Genomic DNA, 18,161 nt, shown 5'->3' on the forward strand with positions numbered 1-18,161 from the left:
GTTGGCTCCGGGCATGAAGTCGATCGTGTACTCCGAGACCGGACCCGCCCCCACCGTGCTGCAGCTCGTCGACCGCGACCTGCCCGAACCCGCCGCCGGCGAGGTGCGGGTGCGCGTCGTGTTCTCGGGCGTCAACCCCACCGACTGGAAGTCCCGCGCAGGCGGTGGGCCCGGCGAGTCGCTGCCGTTCCCCGAGGTCACGCCCAACCAGGACGGCTCGGGCGTCGTCGACGCCGTCGGCGAGGGCGTCACCGGCCTCTCGGTCGGCGACCGCGTCTGGACCTACCTCTCGGCCCACCAGCGCCCCACCGGCACCGCGCAGGAGTTCACCGTCCTGCCCGCGTCCCGCGTCGTCCCGCTGCCCGACGGCGTCGGCCTGGACGTCGGTGCGAGCCTCGGCGTCCCCGCCATGACCGCCCACCGCGCGCTCACCGTGTGGGAGGACGGCCCGAGCCGCCTGACCCCCGGCAGCCTCGACGGCGCCATCGTCCTCGTCGCCGGAGGCGCGGGTGCGGTCGGTCACGCCGCCATCCAGCTCGCCCGCTGGGCCGGCGCCACCGTCGTCACGACCATCAGCAGCGACGAGAAGGCCGCCCTGGCCACGGCCGCCGGTGCCCACCACGTCGTCAACTACCGCACGGACGACGCCGCCGCCCGCATCCGCGAGATCGCCCCCGCCGGCGTCGACGTCGTCGTCGAGGTCGCCATCTCGCAGAACGCCGACCTGCTGGCCGACGTCGTCGCCCACCGCGCCTCCGTGGCGATCTACGCCGACAACGGCGGCGACACGACGACCATCCCGATCCGGGCGAACATGATCACGAACACCCGGTTCCAGTTCGTCCTGCTCTACACCGTGGGCGAGGAGGCGCTGCAGGCCGCCGTCGAGGACGTCACCGCGGCCCTGCGCGACGGCGTGCTGCCGGTCGGCGAGGCCGCCGGCCTGCCGCTGCACACCTTCCCGCTCGCCGACACGGCCGCCGCCCACGAGGCCGTCGAGGGCGACGTGGTCGGCAAGGTGCTGATCGAGGTCTCCGCCGAGTAGACGACGGGCGCCGAGCAGACGACGGGCACCGCGTCGACGACGGGCTGCGCATGGCCCGGCGCCGCCTCGACGGACGCGGGGCGGCGCGGGCGGCGCTGGCTAGGCTCGCGGGGTGACCGACGCCACCAGACGACCCGCGCCTCCTGCCCCTCCCGTCCCGCTCAGCCCCGTGCAGGCCGACGTCGTCCGTCGCGGCGCGCTGCCGCCCGTGGAGGAGGTCCGGCACGGCGTCTGGTCGGTCGCGTTCGAGTTCGGCGACGGCATCGACGACCACTCGTTGGGCTACGTCGTCGAGGGCTCCGACGGCGCCCTGACGGTCATCGATCCCGGGTGGGGAGTCGAGGCCAACCTCGACCGCCTCGAGAGCGCCCTCGCCGACGTCGACCACTCGCTGGCCGACGTCGACCTGATCGCCGTGACCCACCTGCACGCCGACCACCTGGGCGGAGCCGAGGCGCTGCGTCGGGCCTCCGGCGCCCGGATCGCCCTGCACGCCGCCGAGCAGCGCGCGCTGGGCGAACGGCCGTCCGACGCCGCGGCCGCCGACGCCGACATCGCCCGGTGGGGCGCCCCCCGGGACGACCAGGAGGCGCTGGTCGCGTCGTGGGGGTCGGGTCGCCACCTGCCCGTGCTCACCGCCGACCTGCTGCTCGGCGACGGCGACGTGCTGCCCGTCGCGGGACGGCTGCTGCGGGCGGTGCACACCCCGGGTCACACGGCGGGCCACCTCTGCTTCGTCGAGCCCGAGCAGCGACTCGTCTTCACGGGCGACCACGTGCTGCCGCGGATCAACCCCGGCATCGGCCTCGGCGGGCGCACGGGAGAGAACCCACTGACCGACTACCTCGCCTCGCTCGACCGCATGGTGGCGCTCGACGTCGCCGGCCCCGACGCCCTCGAGGTGTGCCCCGGCCACGAGTACCGCTTCGTCGGCCTCCGCGCACGGGCCGAGGCCCTGATCGCGCACCGCGCCGACCGCAGCCGTGACGCGGCCGCCGCCCTGGACGCGCTCGACCGGCCGACGGTGTGGCAGGTCGCCGAGCGGATGTCGTGGAGCGGCGGCATCGCCTCGTTGCACGGCTACCGGCTCGGCTCGGCCCTCGCACAGACCGAGTGGCACGTGCAGGACCTCGGCCGCGCCGACGAGCTGCGCTCCGCCTGACACCCGCCCGAGGACGTGGCGAGGTGACCGGCCTAGTGTCGAGCGCGGCCCCGGGTGACGCACCGCGCCTCCTGCCCGGACCGCCACCACGACCGAGGAGAGACATGAGCACGACCACGACCCCCACCCGCACCGCCCTCGTCCTGGGCGGTGGCGGCATCACCGGCATCGCCTGGGAGCTCGGCGTGCTGTCGAGGTTGCTCGAGGCGGGCGTGCCCGTGGACGAGGCCGACCTCGTCGTCGGCACCTCGGCCGGATCCGTCGTCGGGACGATGGTGCGGCTCGGCCGCGTCGACGAGGGCCTGCGGGAGCAGTTCGAGGCCGTGACCGAGCTGCCGTCGGGCTCGATCGACCCCGAGGTGTTCCAGCAGACCCTCGGGCAGGCCCTCGCCGGGGCGACCGACCAGCAGGAGGCGCGGGCCCGCATCGGCGCCCTGGCGCGCGAGACGCCCGTGGTCGCGGACGAACCCGAACTCGTCACGGCCATGCGGGAGCGCTTCGGAGGCGCGGCCTGGCCCGACGCCGCCCTGACCGTCTGCACCGTGGACGCCACCGACGGCTCGTTCCGTCCGCTGGACGCCGGCTCGGGCGTCGACCTGTACCGGGCCGTGGCCGCGAGCTGCTCGGTGCCCGTCGTCTGGCCCACCGTCGACGTCGACGGCCGCCCGACCATGGACGGCGGCGTGCGCTCGGGCACCAACGCCGACCTCGCCGAGGACTACGACCGGGTGCTTGTGCTGTCGTGCGGACCCGAGCTCGACGTCTCGCCGCTCGGCCCGACGCTGCCGCAGGTCGTCGAGGCGCGCCGCACCGCCGGCCGGGACGTCCTGGTCGTCCAGGCGGACGCCGAGTCCCTGCAGGCGTTCGGCACCGACGTCCTCGCGACGACCACCCGTCGCCCCGCGGCGGAGGCCGGTCGCCGACAGGCCGAGGCCGTGCTCGACGACGTCCGGGCCTTCTGGGCGGGCGGGGTCGCCTGACCGGCGACGCGCAGACCGCGGGGGCGGTGGGCCGGTACCCTCGGGAAGTGACCACCGCCTCCTCCCCGCTCCGCATCGCCCTCGTGTCGTTGCACACGTCCCCCGGTGCCGAGCCCGGGTCGGGCGACGTCGGCGGCATGAACGTCGTCGTCCGCAACCAGGCCGAGGCGCTCGGCGCCGCGGGCCACGAGGTCGAGATCCTGACCCGCCGGTCCTCGCCCGACGAGCCCGCGAGCCTGGCCCTCGCCCCCGGCGTCACGCTGCGGTTCCTCGAGGCCGGCCCGGCCGAACCGGTCACGAAGGGGCGCAACGAGCTCTACGTCGACGAGTTCCGCGACCGGCTCGCCGAGCTCGGCCCGTGGGACGTCGTCCACTCGCACCACTGGTTCTCGGGCATGGCCGCGCTTCCCGTGGCCCGTGCCCTCGGCGTGCCCCACCTGCAGAGCTTCCACTCGATCGCCGCCCACGACTCCACCCCCCTCTCGCACGGCGAACGCGCCGAGTCCCCCGGCAGGATCGCCGGCGAAGAACGGCTCGCCCGCGAGTCCGACGCCGTGGTCGCGATCAGCCACGCCGAGGCCGGGACCGTCACCTCCCGTCTCGGCGGCTCGCCCGACCGCGTCCACGTCGTCCTGCCGGGCGTCGACGGCGAGCTCTTCCACCCGGCCGAGGCGGGCCGGACCGCCCCGGGCCGCCCGTACGTCGTCGTGGCGGGGCGACTCGAACCGCTCAAGGCACCCGACCTCGCCCTGCGCGCGGTGGCGGCGGTCCCCGCCGAGGTGCGCCCCGACCTCGTCATCGCCGGCGGCGCCTCGACCGAGTTCGCCGGGTACGAGTCCGAGTTGAGCGCCCTGAGCGACGACCTCGACCTCACCGTGCACTTCCTGGGCCCGCGATCGCGGCCCGGCCTCGCCGCACTGCTGCGCGACGCGGCCCTCGTGCTCGTGCCCTCCCACTCCGAGACCTACGGGCTCATCGCGCTCGAGGCCGCGGCCAGCGGGGTCCCGGTGATCGCCGCGGCGTCGGGCGGCCTCCGCGAGTCGGTGGTCGACGGCGTCACGGGCCTCGTGCTGCCGCAGCGCGACCCGCAGGCCTGGGCCCGGGCGATGACGCAGGTGCTCGCGGACGCCGGGCTGCGCGACCGGCTCTCGCGCGCCTCCCGGTCCCACGCCCTCGACCACCCGTGGTCACGTTCGGCCGACGACCTCGTGGGGGTCTACTGCGGGTCGCTCGCCCGCCAGGGGTCGCCCTGCGCCGCGGCCTCGGCCTGACCCCTCCCGACGCCACCAGCCCGTTGACGGGGGCCGGGCCTAGGCTCGGGTCGTCCCGCGACGGCGCGCCGCCGCACGCCCGTGCCGACCCACCAGCTCGCCCGACCACCCCAGGAGGCCACCGATGACCGACGACACCCTGCTCCAGACCCTCATCGAACAAGAAGAGCGCCTCGTCTTCCGGCGGTTCACCCTCGACGTCGCCCTCGACCTGGGCGCGCACCTCCTGGCCGAGGCCCGACGCCGCGACCTCGCCGTCGCGGTCACCGTGCGGCACGGTCGGCAGCGGGCGTTCCACGCGGCCCTGCCCGGCAGCAGCCTCGACAACGACGAGTGGCTCGACCGCAAGGCCCGCGTGGTCGAGCGCTACGGGCAGAGTTCGTACCGGGTGGGCGAGTCGTTCCGCGTGCAGGGCGGCACGTTCGACGAGAAGTCGCGCCTCGACACCGGCCTCTACGCCGCGCACGGCGGGCTGTTCCCCGTGCGGGTCACGGGCGTCGGCGTCGTCGGCTCGGCCGGCGTCTCCGGCCTGCCGCAGGCCGACGACCACGCGTTCGTCGTCGACGTGATCGAGGACTTCCTCGACCACGGCTACGACGCCTGAGCCCACCGCCCGAGCATCACGTGGACGACCCGACCGCAGGAGGCGCGGTGCCGGCCCCCGAGTCCCCGTCCGACGACGAGGCGGCCGCCTCGCTCCGTGCCCTCGTCGAGCAGGCGACCGACGACCTGGCCGCGCGCGGGGCGCGCACCGAGGCCCTCGCCCGCCACAAGCCCGCCCGGCGCATCGTCGTGGTGAAGACCGCCGAGTCGCTCGAGCCCGCCGGGCGCGCCTGGCGACTCGGCGTGCTGCTGCTCGGCACCGACGGCCGCGTCTTCGAGACCGGACGCATCACCCGGGCGGTCACGCCGACCCGTTCCCAGCACCTGTCCGCCCAGGTCGAGCAGCGCAAGGCCGAACGGCGGGCGGCCGTGCGCGGCCACTTCGCCGAGGGCGAGGTCGTCAACTACGGGTACGAGCCGGTGGACCTGTCGACCGCGGCGTTGCAGGGCGGCGAGCAGCGCCTCCTCGTCCGCGACGGGCACGCCCTCGTGCGGTGGGGCACGACGATCAGCGAGGTCCGCGACCTCGCCGCGTACCTCGCCGATCGGGCCGAACTGCTCTAGCGCACGGTCCCCCGCGAGGGCGACGCAGCGGACGCGGTCGTCGTCGCGGGCTCGTCAGGCTCGGTGGGGTCGACGTTCTGGGCGGGCTCGGCGTCGAGGAAGGGCAGGTCGCCGAGGTCGATGTTCGGGTTGGCGTCCTGCGTCTCGACGAGCTCGTGCGCCTCGGCCTCCGTGGCCACGCTCGGCATCGAGCCGGGCAGCGGGCGCTGCGACGACTCCTTCATGAACCACACCGCGACGGCTCCGACCAGCGAGGTCGCCATCAGGAAGAACGCCGGCACGAGCTCGTTGCCGGTCGCCTGCAGCAGCGCCTGGATGATCAGGGGCGTCGTCCCGCCGAACACGGCGATCGCGACGTTGTACGACACGCCCATCGCGCCGTAGCGGCTCGCGGTCGGGAAGAGCGCGGGCAGCGACGACGCCTGGCTCGACACCCAGAGCGCGACGCTCACGGCGAGCAGCGACAGCCCGGCGAGGGTCGTCGCGATGCTGCCGACGCCGATCAGGAGGAACGCGGGCAGGGCGAGCAGCAGCACCGATGCGGCACCGAGCCACATGACGGGACGTCGACCGATGCGGTCGCTGAGGCGCCCGGCGACGGGCAGCAGCAGGGCGAGCAGCACGAGCACCGGGATGGTCAGCAGCGTGCCGTGCAGCGGGTCGTAGCCGAGCGAGTCGGTCAGGTAGGTCGGCATGTAGCTGGTCAGCGCGTAGCCGACGGTGTTGGAGGCGGCGACGAGGCCGATCGCGATGACGATCGGACGCCAGTGCTGCCGGACGAGGGCGAGGGTGTTGCGCGGACGGCCCTGCGCGTCGGCGATCTCGCCGACCTTGTTCTCTTGAGCGTCCTGCGTCGCCTGGAACGCGGGCGATTCCTCGATCTTCAGGCGGAAGTAGATGGCGACGACGCCGAGCACGCCGGCCAGCAGGAAGGGCAGCCGCCAGGCCCAGTCGAGCATCTGCTGCTCGGTGGTCAGCAGCTGCAGCACCGACACGACCGCGGCGCCGAGCGCGAAGCCCAGGTAGCTGCCGAGGTCGAGGATGCTCGCGAAGAACCCTCGCCGCTTGTCGGGTGCGTACTCGCTGACGAAGGTCGTCGCCCCGGCGTACTCACCACCGGTCGAGAAGCCCTGCAGCAGCTTGAGCACGACGAGGGCGATCGGGGCGAGGGCGCCGATCGCGGCGAAGTCGGGCAGCACGCCGATCAGGAAGGTCGCGCCCGCCATCAGGATGAGCGTGGTCGCGAGCACCTTCTGACGTCCGACCCGGTCGCCGAGGCGGCCGAAGACGACCCCGCCGAGCGGACGCGCGACGTAGGTCGAGGCGAAGACGCCGAGGCTGAAGAGGATCTGCAGCGACGGGTCGGCCTCGGGCAGGAAGACCCGGCCCATCGTGACGGCGAGGTAGCCGTAGACGCCGACGTCGTACCACTCCATGGTGTTGCCGACGACGGTGCCGCCGATGGCGCGCTTCATCATCGCCGGGTCGACGACGGTGACGTCGTCGACGCGCAGACGCCGCGGGCGCCTCCGTCCGGAGGCGCGGGTCGGGCGGTCGGGACGGGTCTCGCGGGCAGGGGTGGGTGGGGTTCCCATGAACGACGTTCCTCTGGATCTCGGGCGCCGGTCGCAGGGACGGGCGCCGCGGCGATCGAGCTGCGGAGGGGCGGTGCCCGGCTGCCGCGGCCCGAGTGGTCGGGTCGACGGCGGGCAACGTTACCGGCATGTCGGCGGTGGATTGCCAGGGCATTCGGAGGGAGGCACACCCACCGCCCAGCCGACGCGGGACGAACTGCCGAGCGGATCGCCTATCCTCGACGACGACTTCCGTGCCGGTCGCCGCCCGTTGATCGCCACCCCACCCGACCCTCAGGAGGCCCGCCGTGCGCCGCGTGCTGATCGCCGTCTCCGTCGTGTTCGGCGTGGGGCTCGTCGCCTTCGTCGTCGCCGTCGCGATGGTCGTCTCGGCGCTCACGGCGCCCCGCGACGAGGACGTCACGGCGATCACGTCGACGCCCGTGCCGGCCTGCCCCGAGGTCGACCCGGTGATGGTCGGCGACATCGAGGTGCCGGCCGGGCCGGTCGCCGGGTACTGCCAGGACCGGCTGGTGAACGCCGCGTACATCATGCTGGCCGCCCGGGCGCAGGGCATCGGGGAGCACACCCAGGCCATCGGGGTGATGACCGCCATGGGTGAGTCGAGCCTCCGCAACATCGACTACGGCGACGCCGTCGGGCCCGACAGCCGCGGGCTCTTCCAGCAACGGGACAACGGCCAGTGGGGCACCTACGAGCAGCGGATGGACCCCTACACGGCGGCCACCAGCTTCTTCACGAAGCTCGTGGCCATCCCGGGCTGGAAGGACCTGACTCCGACCCAGGCGGCGCACGCCGTCCAGGTCAACGCCGACCCCGACCACTACACGAAGTGGTTCCCCGACGCCGAGGTGGTCGTGGCGGCGCTGTCGAGCTGAGCCGCGCCTCCTCGGGTCGGGGCCGGTCGTGTCGGGCCCGACCGTGACTACTTGGCGCGACGGCCGATGCTGCGACGGTCGCGCCAGGCGCCCGTCGACCAGAGCGACAGCAGGACGAGCAGCGGCTGGAAGATCAGGCGGAAGGCGCGCTTGCCGTCGGTGTCGAGGCCGAACGCGTCGGTGTGCGTGACGAGCTGCGAGATGTTGCCGGGGAAGATCGCGGTGAAGAACGCCGCGGCGACCCATCCGACGGTCACGCGGTGCTTGGGGGCGACGACGAGGGCCGCGCCGATGCCGATCTCGACGACGCCGGAGGCGAGCACGACGAAGTCGTCGTCGAGCGGCAACCACTCGGGCACCTGGGCCTGGAACGGCTCGCGGGCGAACGTGAGGTGGCTCGTGCCGGCGAAGACCAGGGCGCCACCGAGGGCGATGCGGCCCAGGGTGCGGGCGAGGGACGTGGGGCGGGGGCGGGGGCGTCTGGACATCCGTCCAGTCTCCTCCTGTCGGGGCCCTCGTCCCTACCAGCCCATCGTGCCGGGTGCGCCCTTGAACGGGCCGACCAGGTTCGCGGTGATCCAGCCGCCGTAGAAGTCGCCCTCCTGCGCCTGGACCACCTCGCCGTCGATCTCGCAGGAGTCCATGGCGCCCGGGTACAGCGCGACGTGGTCGACGAGGGACTCGAAGCCCGGCCAGGGCTCGGCGTAGGACCAGCCGGCGCGGCGCGCCACGACTCCCCCGCCGGTCACGTCGAGGTAGCCGGCCTGGCCCTTGAACTCGCAGAGGCTTCGCCCTTCGGCGCGCGACAGGGCACCTGCGGCGAAGTCCGAGCGGGGCAGGTAGTAGACGGGCGGGTGGCTCGTCTCGAGCACGCGGATCGAGGCCGTCGTGTCGGCCACCACGACGCCGCCGAGACGGACGACGACGCGCTCGGTGCGGGGCTCGACGCGCGGCGGGCGGGGGTAGTCCCACACGGACTCCTGCCCGGGGCCGGGCTCGACGCGGACGGAGTGGGACGGACGGGAGGGGCGGCGGAAGAAGGGCATGGCCTCATGATGCGCCGCGGGGCTGGGACGCCGCACCGGGTCGCCCGCAGCCGTCGCCCCCGTGGCCGGTTGGGGTGGCCGGACGAGCGCCGACTCCACCACGAGGCTGATGCCCGACGGCCGATCCGCACCTACCCCCGCTGGACGATCGACTGACGGACGCCCTCGTGCCGCTGTGCCATGGGAGCGACGACGGCTTCCCAGAGGATCTCGTCGTCGACGACCGTCGACGTGGGTACGAGCCCGAGCCGACGGGCCACCCGAGCTGACGCCTCGTGGTCGGGGTGGATGTAGGCCTGAAGGCGCCCGACACCCAGCGAGGTCAGCCACGTCACGACGGCTGTCGCCGCCTCCCCGGCGAGACCGCGACCCTGTTCCGAGGCCGTGACCAGCCACGCGAGATCAGCGACGAGGTCAGCGCCCTCGCGGGTGAGCGTCGCCTGGACGAATCCGACGGCCGGCCCACCGCCAGCAGATCGGATGATCCAGTTCAGCCACCCGGCACGTCCCTCTTCGGACTGACCCGTCGACTGACGGCGGTAACGCGCTTCGAGTTCCCATCGACACGCGGTGGCTACCCGCTCGTCGCCTCATCCGTGGCGGCACGGGAGAGGGGATAGGCGCGGTCCAGGCGGGGGCTGAGGACGACGAGGAACAAGAACATCGACAGCAACCACCCGGCGATCCAGTAGGCGGGAATCGAGAAGATCACGACGTTCGGCGCGACGTCGGTGGCGACTGCGACGACCACGGTGATCGTGAAGAGCACGCCCACGCCGTAGTACAGGGCTCGGAAGCCCTCCTCGACCCGGCCTCGCCGATCCTGCTGGCGAGTCGTCCGCTCGTCGAGAGCGGTGACCGAGCGGCCGTAGTCGTCCTCGGTGACGGTGACGAAGAGGTCACGGACTGGTACGCCGAAGGCCTTCGCCACCCGCGACAGCGTGTCGAGGCTCCCGTCATTGCCCGCCTCGAGCCTCTGGACGGTGCGGACGGTCACGCCGCTCGCGTCTGCGAGGCGTTCCTGGGTCCAACCCATCTGGGTCCGGAGATCGACGATCCGTGTCTCGTTCATGCACCTCACACTAAGAACGACCAGCCCCGAGGTCCACGACACGGACCCGACAGACACCCGACACCTTCACGACAGAGCACCTCCGGGCACCCCGTCCCGATGATCACCTCCACCGCAGCAGTCCTCGGCGGTCTCCGATCGGGTCCGGTCAGCGATCGACTAACGGGCACCAGCTTTGGCTCCGCTAACGTGCAGACACGAGCCACGGAAGGAGCACCCTTGAAAGTCACAGTCGAAGTGGGCGATTGGGAGCACGAATGTTGCGGCCCGGCGATCGAACGCAACGATGTAGTCGACCTGGGCTGTCTTCGTTGGCGGGACGCGGACGGACAAGTGCGGTTGATCGAGACCCACCACGACTCCCCCATCGAAACTCGTATCCGCGGTCGGGTCGTGGACATCCTCGTGCTTGCTGAGGATGGCTCCGCGACACCAATTCTTCGCGTTCCCAGCGGCGCGGCCCTGCGCGGATTTGACGACGAGGACGACGGGCACCTCGAGACACCGTGGTCGGGCGAACTCGTCAACGAGCGCAACAGGCGCTTCCTCGTGACAGTGAAGTCGTAGAGGCGAGAAATCACTCTCACTCCACGCCGCACCGCAGGAACGAATCGATCCAATGAACGATCCCTTGCCGGGCAGCACGCCTTAACCGCGAACAAACCACCTGAATGGCCACCGAGCTGAGCGAGCCCTCCGCCGCGCGCGTCGAGCCGCGTCCTGCTGTGCCGTTGCATGAGCTCGTCGAGCTCGAGCCATGATTTCATCGCCACCAGTCAGCCGTGTTGCTGCCCGCGTCGGGTGGGTGAAAAGACCGATACCTAACCACGCGAACAGCCCACCAGTCGTGACGACCAAGAGTGGGTGACCTCGGCCGGTGGATACGAGATCACCTGAGAGCCAAGTATCCGTAAGCCATAGGCCGACCACCAGCGTGGCGATGCCCAGAACGACGACGCAGCCACCCGACACACGCCACTTCCACATGCCCCCAACACCTCTCTCCGCACCCGTTCAACGGGCAGGTCTCAAGCATCCAAGCGGAGCTGACCCTGCGCCCATAACGCCACGCGTAATCATGTACCGAAGCCGCGCCGCGGAAGTGCCTCGTCGACGGGATGGTCGTGACTATCGAACTAGCCGGCCCGCTTCAGCCGTCACTACACCCCCGAGGCGAGCCGCGCCCCGTGGCCCATCGTCTATCGGGCACCTACCAGCGGAGACGGGCTGAGGTGAGGTGGCGATCTGCCATCCTGAGCGTGTGTGGAACGACAAGCTGCCCGATGGTCGCGATCCGCGACCGGTTTACTGGATCGTGATGGGCCTTGCGGCGATTCTGGGTGGAATTGCCTGGTGGGCCATCATCCTCAGTGGCCGCGTCAGCTTCTTAACGAAGGGACTCGAGTTCTTCCTGATACCAATCGGCCTCGGCGCGGTGATCTACGGGGCTGTCCTTCTTGCTCGGTCCCGACGCCCACGCTAAGCAGCCTTCTACGTTCCGCTCGACGATCGGCTATCGGGACGCAGAGCGTTCCCCTCTAGGTCGGTTTCGTGAAGGAACGGTTTCTAGCGTCGCATCTCAGCCATGGCTCGAACATTGAAGTAGATGCCGATCACGATCAGTCCCACGCCTAGGAGCATGAGCAGATTTGGCAGGTCACTGAAGACCTTGGCGATGAACAGGGCGGCAGCCAGAACATAGAAGATCGTGGCCACGCCCATGAGCTTTCTCAAGCGAGGAACGTTGGAGGGCACCTGTGGCTCCGTATCGATCAAGAGAAATAACCTCGCGGGCCGAAAGGTCGGCTGTGGACGACACTCTCCGGAAGGTACTGCCTAATGCGGCCTAATGCGGCCCGCCGTCCCGAGGGTGTATCTGCTGACGCGGCGCAGCCCCTGAACAACTACTCGTCCTTGGCACGGCTTTGCACGCGTGGCAGGGTCGCGAGCATGAAGATCATCGATGATGTCGAACGCGCTGCTTGGCTAGGGCCGCGGATGCACCGCGTCAGAGGGTGGGCGAAGGTCGGCTCCGTCGCTGGGTACGGCTTCGAGGCCTACGCGCGCATCCTCCACCCCCGACCCACGGGAGACGGCCGCTGGGAACACCGCCGATGGTCTGATGTCGCCACCGCGGCGGGCAAAGTGATGCACCCTCTCGTCCAGTGGGAGCGGCTACTTGACCTTGATGAGCCACGGGGTGGAACCAGCGATATCGGGCACCTCGACCCGCAAGTTCTGGCAGCCCTCGCGCCGTTGTTGAGGGTCCAGACCGCGACACCAGACGACGCCCTCGCGGCGTACTGGGTCGGCGGCACCGGCCAGAGCCTTGTCGGCCGATCGGTGACCATCGATCGGTACGACTACGTTCTGGCGCACACCGGTACTGCGGAGCTGGCAACGCCTGGCTGGGGTCCACGCATCGGCTTCCGAAGCGACGAACCACCGCAATTGCTCTGGCCGGAGGATCACGCCTGGGTACTCGCCACCGAAATCGACTGGGACTCCACCATCGTCGCCGGCTCCCAACCACTCATTGAATCGATCCTCACCGACGACCGCTTCGAGGTCTACCAGGTCACGGAGGACTCCGACCTCTCCTGGAACGGCGACACCATCAACCGACGCCCGACATCGAGCCCCGCATGACGATCCCCTTTTAAGACGCCGGGCCCTCGGACTTTTGCGTGTTTCAGGTAGACGCGAGATCCGATCCGTCGATGCCGTCGTAACTGTGCCGTGGGCTCCAGAAACGCTTCGGAAGATGGCCGTCTTTGGCCTCGGCGGGATGACGGTAGGCCACTTCGTCGATGAACTCGTCGAGACCCGCCAGGGGGTCCTGTCCTTCTTCGATCTCCTCCCGCACCATGGCCGGGGTCATCTCGCGCCCTTCGCCCGTGAAGTCGTCCACGACGAGGCCCGGCGCATCAGTAGCGAGCACTCGGAGGCGCTGCCCCTGCTCTCGAGAGAGGGCCAGCTTGTGATCGTCTCGAGGATCAACGAGGCGTCCACCTGCTGGCCATTCCAGAAGCCCCTGGGTCTCTGCCATGTCCAGGATGCGCGAAGCAGTCCGCTCGTCAAGATACGAGAAATCGATCTGCCAGTCGCGTTGATCTTCCAACCGGGCATTCGATGGCCTCACGTGGGTTGCCCGCCCGACCCATTCAGGGAACTGAGCCACCAATTCGGCAGCTCTGTCCCCGTCAGTCCGGACAAAGGCCCCGTCCTCCTTTTGGGTGAACACCCACGAGGCATCTGACGGGTAGATCGCCAACGATTCCCCATCCATCCCTGAGGACAGCGCCAACGCGGCAGCAAAGCCAGGATCGTCTAGTCCGAGCTGGGTGACGTACGTGTGCTCGTAGATGGGGAGCTCTTCGGCAAAGTTTGGATCGGCCATCCACGTCACGCTGATGTCCGACTGCCATAGGCGTGCCGGGAGGAAACGCTTGAGCCACGAGTCACGATCCTCAGGCTCCGGTCCACGAGACCACGCAAAAGTCGAGACGAAGACGCTGGCGTCGGATGCGCCTTGCCTCAGGGCTCGAAGAAGCGTCAGGTCGCGGAAGATGATCTCGGCGTATTGCATGGCCTGCTCGGCATGCTGATGCAAGGTCGGGAGCCTGTCGAACTCCAAGAGGACCCCACTGCCGAAGCGGTAGTCCTCCACCGAACCAGGCGGCGCCGGCGACCAACGCTGACCCCAATGCGTGGATATCTCCGCGAGTGTTTCCATCGAAGGGAGGTCAGCCATGCCGCAACACTAGAGAATCCAAGCAATTCCCTGGGCCACCGAACCTGACTCCTTCGCGTCCATCACGCGTCGAAACGGCCGCTGCACCATCCCCTATCGGACACGCTCTGGAGTCGAGTCATCGAGGATGCGAGGCAAATTCGAGGGTGCTACGCGGCCGGTGGCCACGCCGGCGCTAGGGTCAGGGCATGAACGAGGCCGACCGCGAATTGCTCCGCCGGGCTGAGGCGGAGGTGGCAGCGCTCCCCCACCGTGACTCCCTCGCTGACTCGTCTGCCTGGCTGGAAGGCGGCCCCGCCGCCGAGACCGAGCCGTCCGGTCGGGCTCGATTGCTCGCCCCGCTGACCCTCATCGTCTGCTTCGTCACGGCCTGCGCCGAGGGTTCGTGGCTCTGGTTCTCCGCCGCAGAGTGGACCTCAATGGTCTGGTTCGCCGTGCCATTCCTGCTGGTCGCCTCGATTGTTCTCGCGCTCATCGCCGGCGCGCTAGGCGGCCGCACTGGCCGATGGGCCGGCGTCTGTGGTGGCATCGCGATCGTACCGCCCGTGTGTTTCGTGGTGTCGCTTCCCCTGGCGCTTTTCACGTAGGCCGCTGCGGCTTGCGCCGCGGCAGCTCGGCGGCCTCCCGGTAGCCGATCGGCTATCGGGCAGTCAACGGTCGGTTGCCGTAGCGCTCAGGTCCTTGGCTGATGCGAGGTCCTGAAGGGCGGCGAGGTGCCCGTCGATTGCGACCCGGCCCGCGGGCGTGAGTGCGATGCGGGTGGTTCGACGCGCGTCACGCCTGGTCGTGGAGGCTTCTTTTGTCGTGCTCATGTATCCGAGTTCCGTGAGCGCGCGGACGGTCTTGGACAGGTTCGCGTCGCTCAGCCCGAGAGTCATGGCGAGGACCGAGAAATCGATGTGGTCGACGGGGCGGAGAAGAGCGCACAGGCGGAGCCTCGTTGGAGCATGGATCGATTCGTCAAATTGTGCGCTAGACGCCACGCCGTAGCTCCTGGCCGTAGAAGTGGTCGTAGACGTATCCGCCCGGGAACATGGTGAGGAAGCTCACCGCGCCGGCCGTCAACGCCCAGGCAGTCGAGTCCGCATGCACGGCGAGGCCGGACACGAAAACCATCGTGAGCACCACGATGCCCATCACGACGAGGACGATCAACGATCTGGGGCCAGGAACCCTATTGGTGGAGATTCCCGTCGTGAGCACGAAGGCCCGCTCGAGGCCGACGAGCCCGAGGCAAGCGAAAGCTATGACAACGAAGACCCACACGCCTCCAGCAAGGGGAGCCAGGGCTATCGCTGCCGTGAACAGCGCCAGCCCCGGGTAATACCAGCGTGGTGAACGCGTCCTTCGCGCCAGTTCGAGCCTGTCACCCTCGAGACCACGCAGGGCATCGCGAGCAGAGGCAGGACTCTGACCATGGTTGCTTTCCATGTGGACAAGCTATTCACTTAACCACGTGGAAAGCAAGGGTCTGCTTGCGGCCCCGCTTGACGCTCTGCCACTTGCCCCCTGACCGATCGGCTATCGGGCAGCGCTCCCGTCGAGAGCTACTGCGGAGGAGGCGGCGGAAACAGGTCCACTCAGGTGCGGCCGCAGGACGGGTGCGCGTCCCCGTCTCAGGCGCTGGCGCCGCCGTCGACGGGCACGATGGCACCTGTCACTGCCGAGGCGCGATCACTGAGGAAGAACCCCGCGACCTCGGCGACTTCGAGAGCGGTTGCCATGCGGCCGATGGGGCTGGCTGCGTTGTTCGCCTCGATGATCCCTGGGGTTTTCCTCTCCCATTCGTCCATCATCTCGGTCGCGGTTCCACCGGGCATCAGGCCGTTCACCCGAATTCCTTCGGCAGCCCAGGTGACCGCCGCAGTCTCCGTGATGCTGTTCAGTGCCCGCTTCATGGCCCCGTACGCCGGCAGCGGTGGCACGGCGCGTCGACTGCCGATGCTCGAGGTGTTCACGATCGCGCCCCCGCCGGACTTCCGCATGAGGGCCGCCTCGGCGACCATCGCGACCCAGTGTGCCCGGAAGTTGACGGCGAACTGCTCGTCGATGTCGTCATCGGACGTGGTGTCGAGTGGGCCCATCTCTCGCTGGTTGATGCCTGCGTTGTTGAATGCCCCGTCGAGGCGCCCGTGGCGTTCCTCGACGCGATCGATGGCCGCGCGGATGCTGGCTCGGTCGGCGAGGTCCATCGCGACGGCGTCAGCAGTGCCGCCCTGGGTGCGGATCTCGTCGACGAGGGCGTCCAGCGCCCCCGTGCTGCGGGCTGCCAGCACGACGGATGCCCCCTCACGAGCGAAGAGACGGCCCGCTGCGGCGCCGATGCCGCGGCTGGCTCCGGTGATGAAGATGACCTTCCCGGTCAGAAGGCCGACCGGCGTGGACTCGTTGTTTTTCGTCATGTAGAAAGCGTCGGCGCCCCGAGAATACGCATCCAGGCACAAACTGTACGAGGATCTGCGGCTCCTCAGGGCGGAGACTCGTGGCATGGACAAGGGTGAGCTCGCAGCGTTTCTCCGGAGTCGCCGCGAGCGTCTCCGCCCCGAAGACGTCGGCCTGCCGTCTGGGCCTCGGCGAAGGACACCGGGTCTTCGGCGCGAGGAGGTCGCCGTCCTCGCCCATGTCTCGACCGAGTACTACGCCCGACTTGAGCAGGGCCGTGCTCCTCGGCCCTCAGACGTCGTCCTCGCAGGCATCGCGGGCGCACTGCGTCTCACCCCCGAGGAGTCCGACCACCTGCACCGGCTGGCCGGCACCGCCCCCACCCTGACGGGGCTGCATCGCCGCGACGTCAGACCGAGCATCCTGACCCTGCTCGAACGGCTCCCCCTTACCGCCGGCATCGTCCTGTCGGCCACCTTCGAGGTGCTCGCCTGGAACGACCTGGCGGCAGCTCTCATGGAGGACTTCTCTCTGCTCGTTCCCCGCGATCGCAACCTCGCGAGGAAGACCTTCCTCGACGGTGGGCAGCCGTCAGAGGTGATCTACGGGATCTCTGACGAGGCCGCATTCCGGCAAGGTGTCGTGACCCAACTCCGTAGCGCCCAGGCTGTCTACCCATCAGACCCGAGCGTCCGCGAACTCATCGACGACCTCAACGCCGGCAGCGCCGAGTTCGCACAACTCTGGGAGCGACACGACGTCCAGACACCACCGCCCCTACAGAAGACGTTCCGCCACACACCAGCCGGGCCGATCACCGTTAACTGCGATTCCCTCGCCATTACCGAGCGGGACCAGCACCTCGTGCTCTACACCGCACCAGCGGGCTCTCGAGACGCTGAGAAACTCGCACTGCTGGAAGTCATCGGCTCCGAACCCCTCGTCGAGCCGCGGGGTACCTGAATGGCCCCTCCAGGCCGAGGCGCTACGAGATCGACAGCAAGCGCGGCGGAGTCTCGATGGCCGATCCCCAAGCGGAACGGGTCTCAGCTGGCCGCGCTTTCCGTTCCGGACCGCCACCAGTGCCGGAACGTGGCTCGGTCGAGCCACGTTCGTGTGCCCGAATACTCGATCCCCGGGATCGGTTACCGAGACCGTCCACGGTCATCAGATCCTTGCAGCAGCTCAGCGTCACTAGGCTTCCCCGGATGTCTACTAACCCGTTCGGCGAAGTCCCCGTCCTACCGGTCGCTGTCCCCGTCGGCGCCGTCGTGTTCCTCATCCAGCTTGCGCTCCTGCTCAGGGGGCAACGTTTCACCCGGCCGCGCGCGGCTGTCGCGGCCGCCATCGCCGTCTACGCCGCGGGAATCTTCGCGAACACGGTCTTCCCGATCTTTCTCAACCCGACGCCAAGGTCTGAGCCATGGGAGCCGGCGCTGGCACTGATCCCGTTCCAGGACTACGAGCTCGCGGACGCGCTCACCAACCTGGCGGTGTTCATACCGCTCGGCATCCTCATACCGCTCCTGATGCGCCGGCCGTCCTGGTGGAAGGTGCTGCTGACCTCGGCGGTGGTCAGCCTGACAATCGAGCTACTGCAACTCGCCGCGCAGAAGCTGTTCTCCGGTGGTCACGTCGCTGACGTCAACGACTTCATCTGGAACACCTTCGGGGGAATCCTCGGCTACGTAATCTTCGTTCTGCTCACACGTGTACCGATCTTGTCCGCACTCGCGGACCGGTTCCGCTGGCACACGAACCCCGGGGCAGCACCCACCGCCTAAACCGCGGAGCAGCGCCCGCTTGGGG

At 69.8% G+C, this 18,161-nt stretch carries 21 protein-coding genes and 1 pseudogene; 12 read left to right on the plus strand and 10 right to left on the minus strand.

Features of this window, described 5'->3' with window-relative positions:
- Positions 1 to 13: 13 nt before the first annotated feature.
- From IFT79_RS09335 to IFT79_RS09360, 6 genes are all read left to right on the plus strand, one after another.
- Entirely contained in the window at positions 14 to 1,045 is a 1,032-nt protein-coding gene (locus tag IFT79_RS09335; protein ID WP_192123737.1) for an NADPH:quinone reductase, read from the plus strand.
- A 112-nt stretch (positions 1,046 to 1,157) separates the two neighbouring features.
- A complete protein-coding gene (locus IFT79_RS09340) occupies positions 1,158 to 2,207 on the plus strand; it encodes an MBL fold metallo-hydrolase (RefSeq protein WP_192123739.1) in 1,050 nt (349 codons plus the stop codon).
- A 104-nt stretch (positions 2,208 to 2,311) separates the two neighbouring features.
- A complete protein-coding gene (locus tag IFT79_RS09345) occupies positions 2,312 to 3,187 on the plus strand; it encodes a patatin-like phospholipase family protein (protein WP_159828863.1) in 876 nt (291 codons plus the stop codon).
- A gap of 47 nt (positions 3,188 to 3,234) precedes the next feature.
- Positions 3,235 to 4,458, plus strand: coding sequence for a glycosyltransferase (locus IFT79_RS09350; protein ID WP_192123741.1), 1,224 nt, complete (start codon positions 3,235 to 3,237; stop codon positions 4,456 to 4,458).
- A gap of 124 nt (positions 4,459 to 4,582) precedes the next feature.
- Positions 4,583 to 5,062, plus strand: a complete 480-nt coding sequence (locus IFT79_RS09355; protein ID WP_123569985.1) for a heme-degrading domain-containing protein — start codon at positions 4,583 to 4,585, stop codon at positions 5,060 to 5,062.
- Between the two features lie 20 nt (positions 5,063 to 5,082).
- Positions 5,083 to 5,625 carry a hypothetical protein gene (locus IFT79_RS09360; RefSeq protein ID WP_192123742.1) on the plus strand — a complete coding sequence of 181 codons (543 nt, stop codon included), beginning with the start codon at positions 5,083 to 5,085 and terminating at the stop codon, positions 5,623 to 5,625.
- Here the strand turns inward: IFT79_RS09360 and IFT79_RS09365 are convergent.
- Positions 5,622 to 7,220: an MFS transporter gene (locus IFT79_RS09365; RefSeq protein ID WP_192123744.1), complete on the minus strand. Its 1,599-nt coding sequence runs from the start codon at positions 7,218 to 7,220 to the stop codon at positions 5,622 to 5,624. The two genes, IFT79_RS09360 and IFT79_RS09365, sit on opposite strands and share 4 nt — an antisense overlap.
- Positions 7,221 to 7,507: 287 nt before the next feature.
- Here IFT79_RS09365 and IFT79_RS09370 point away from each other — a divergent pair, with 287 nt between their 5' ends.
- A complete protein-coding gene (locus tag IFT79_RS09370) occupies positions 7,508 to 8,098 on the plus strand; it encodes a hypothetical protein (RefSeq protein WP_056044955.1) in 591 nt (196 codons plus the stop codon).
- 47 nt (positions 8,099 to 8,145) lie between these two features.
- Here IFT79_RS09370 and IFT79_RS09375 read toward each other — a convergent pair whose 3' ends face one another.
- From IFT79_RS09375 to IFT79_RS09390, 4 genes and pseudogenes are all read right to left on the minus strand, one after another.
- Positions 8,146 to 8,586: a DoxX family protein gene (locus tag IFT79_RS09375; protein ID WP_043594883.1), complete on the minus strand. Its 441-nt coding sequence runs from the start codon at positions 8,584 to 8,586 to the stop codon at positions 8,146 to 8,148.
- A 33-nt stretch (positions 8,587 to 8,619) separates the two neighbouring features.
- Entirely contained in the window at positions 8,620 to 9,144 is a 525-nt protein-coding gene (locus IFT79_RS09380; RefSeq protein WP_192123746.1) for a DUF427 domain-containing protein, read from the minus strand.
- 131 nt (positions 9,145 to 9,275) lie between these two features.
- Positions 9,276 to 9,686, minus strand: a pseudogene (locus IFT79_RS09385) (GNAT family N-acetyltransferase); the annotation flags it as partial.
- A gap of 32 nt (positions 9,687 to 9,718) precedes the next feature.
- A complete protein-coding gene (locus IFT79_RS09390) occupies positions 9,719 to 10,216 on the minus strand; it encodes a helix-turn-helix transcriptional regulator (RefSeq protein WP_056044948.1) in 498 nt (165 codons plus the stop codon).
- Positions 10,217 to 10,315: 99 nt separating this feature from the next.
- Here IFT79_RS09390 and IFT79_RS09395 point away from each other — a divergent pair, with 99 nt between their 5' ends.
- On the plus strand, positions 10,316 to 10,783 hold the full coding sequence (locus tag IFT79_RS09395; protein WP_199736176.1) for a hypothetical protein: 468 nt from the start codon (positions 10,316 to 10,318) through the stop codon (positions 10,781 to 10,783).
- A 999-nt stretch (positions 10,784 to 11,782) separates the two neighbouring features.
- Here the strand turns inward: IFT79_RS09395 and IFT79_RS09400 are convergent.
- On the minus strand, positions 11,783 to 11,932 hold the full coding sequence (locus IFT79_RS09400) for a hypothetical protein (RefSeq protein ID WP_158612826.1): 150 nt from the start codon (positions 11,930 to 11,932) through the stop codon (positions 11,783 to 11,785).
- A 234-nt stretch (positions 11,933 to 12,166) separates the two neighbouring features.
- Here IFT79_RS09400 and IFT79_RS09405 point away from each other — a divergent pair, with 234 nt between their 5' ends.
- Positions 12,167 to 12,865 (plus strand): hypothetical protein, encoded by a 699-nt coding sequence (locus IFT79_RS09405; RefSeq protein ID WP_192123748.1) that lies wholly within the window; start codon positions 12,167 to 12,169, stop codon positions 12,863 to 12,865.
- A gap of 43 nt (positions 12,866 to 12,908) precedes the next feature.
- On the opposite strand, the gene IFT79_RS09410 is transcribed toward IFT79_RS09405, so the two are convergent.
- Positions 12,909 to 13,970: a hypothetical protein gene (locus tag IFT79_RS09410; protein WP_192123750.1), complete on the minus strand. Its 1,062-nt coding sequence runs from the start codon at positions 13,968 to 13,970 to the stop codon at positions 12,909 to 12,911.
- 188 nt (positions 13,971 to 14,158) lie between these two features.
- Between IFT79_RS09410 and IFT79_RS09415 the strand changes: the two genes are divergently transcribed.
- Entirely contained in the window at positions 14,159 to 14,557 is a 399-nt protein-coding gene (locus IFT79_RS09415; RefSeq protein ID WP_192123752.1) for a hypothetical protein, read from the plus strand.
- Between the two features lie 63 nt (positions 14,558 to 14,620).
- Here IFT79_RS09415 and IFT79_RS09420 read toward each other — a convergent pair whose 3' ends face one another.
- The 3 genes from IFT79_RS09420 to IFT79_RS09430 all read right to left on the minus strand — a co-directional run bounded on the left by IFT79_RS09420 (position 14,621) and on the right by IFT79_RS09430 (position 16,459).
- Positions 14,621 to 14,953: a transcriptional regulator gene (locus IFT79_RS09420; RefSeq protein ID WP_192123754.1), complete on the minus strand. Its 333-nt coding sequence runs from the start codon at positions 14,951 to 14,953 to the stop codon at positions 14,621 to 14,623.
- Positions 14,943 to 15,401 carry a hypothetical protein gene (locus IFT79_RS09425; RefSeq protein ID WP_082460660.1) on the minus strand — a complete coding sequence of 153 codons (459 nt, stop codon included), beginning with the start codon at positions 15,399 to 15,401 and terminating at the stop codon, positions 14,943 to 14,945. The genes IFT79_RS09420 and IFT79_RS09425 overlap by 11 nt, the downstream gene beginning before the upstream one ends.
- A 185-nt stretch (positions 15,402 to 15,586) precedes the next feature.
- Positions 15,587 to 16,459: an SDR family NAD(P)-dependent oxidoreductase gene (locus IFT79_RS09430; RefSeq protein ID WP_249407873.1), complete on the minus strand. Its 873-nt coding sequence runs from the start codon at positions 16,457 to 16,459 to the stop codon at positions 15,587 to 15,589.
- On the opposite strand from IFT79_RS09430, the gene IFT79_RS09435 reads away from it, so the two are divergent.
- Positions 16,458 to 17,315: a helix-turn-helix transcriptional regulator gene (locus tag IFT79_RS09435; protein WP_192123756.1), complete on the plus strand. Its 858-nt coding sequence runs from the start codon at positions 16,458 to 16,460 to the stop codon at positions 17,313 to 17,315. The genes IFT79_RS09430 and IFT79_RS09435 overlap by 2 nt on opposite strands.
- 245 nt (positions 17,316 to 17,560) lie before the next feature.
- A complete protein-coding gene (locus tag IFT79_RS09440; protein ID WP_192123758.1) occupies positions 17,561 to 18,136 on the plus strand; it encodes a VanZ family protein in 576 nt (191 codons plus the stop codon).
- Positions 18,137 to 18,161 lie beyond the last annotated feature (25 nt).

Origin of the sequence: Frigoribacterium sp. CFBP 8759, from assembly GCF_014841655.1 — a bacterium.
Lineage (GTDB): Bacteria > Actinomycetota > Actinomycetes > Actinomycetales > Microbacteriaceae > Frigoribacterium.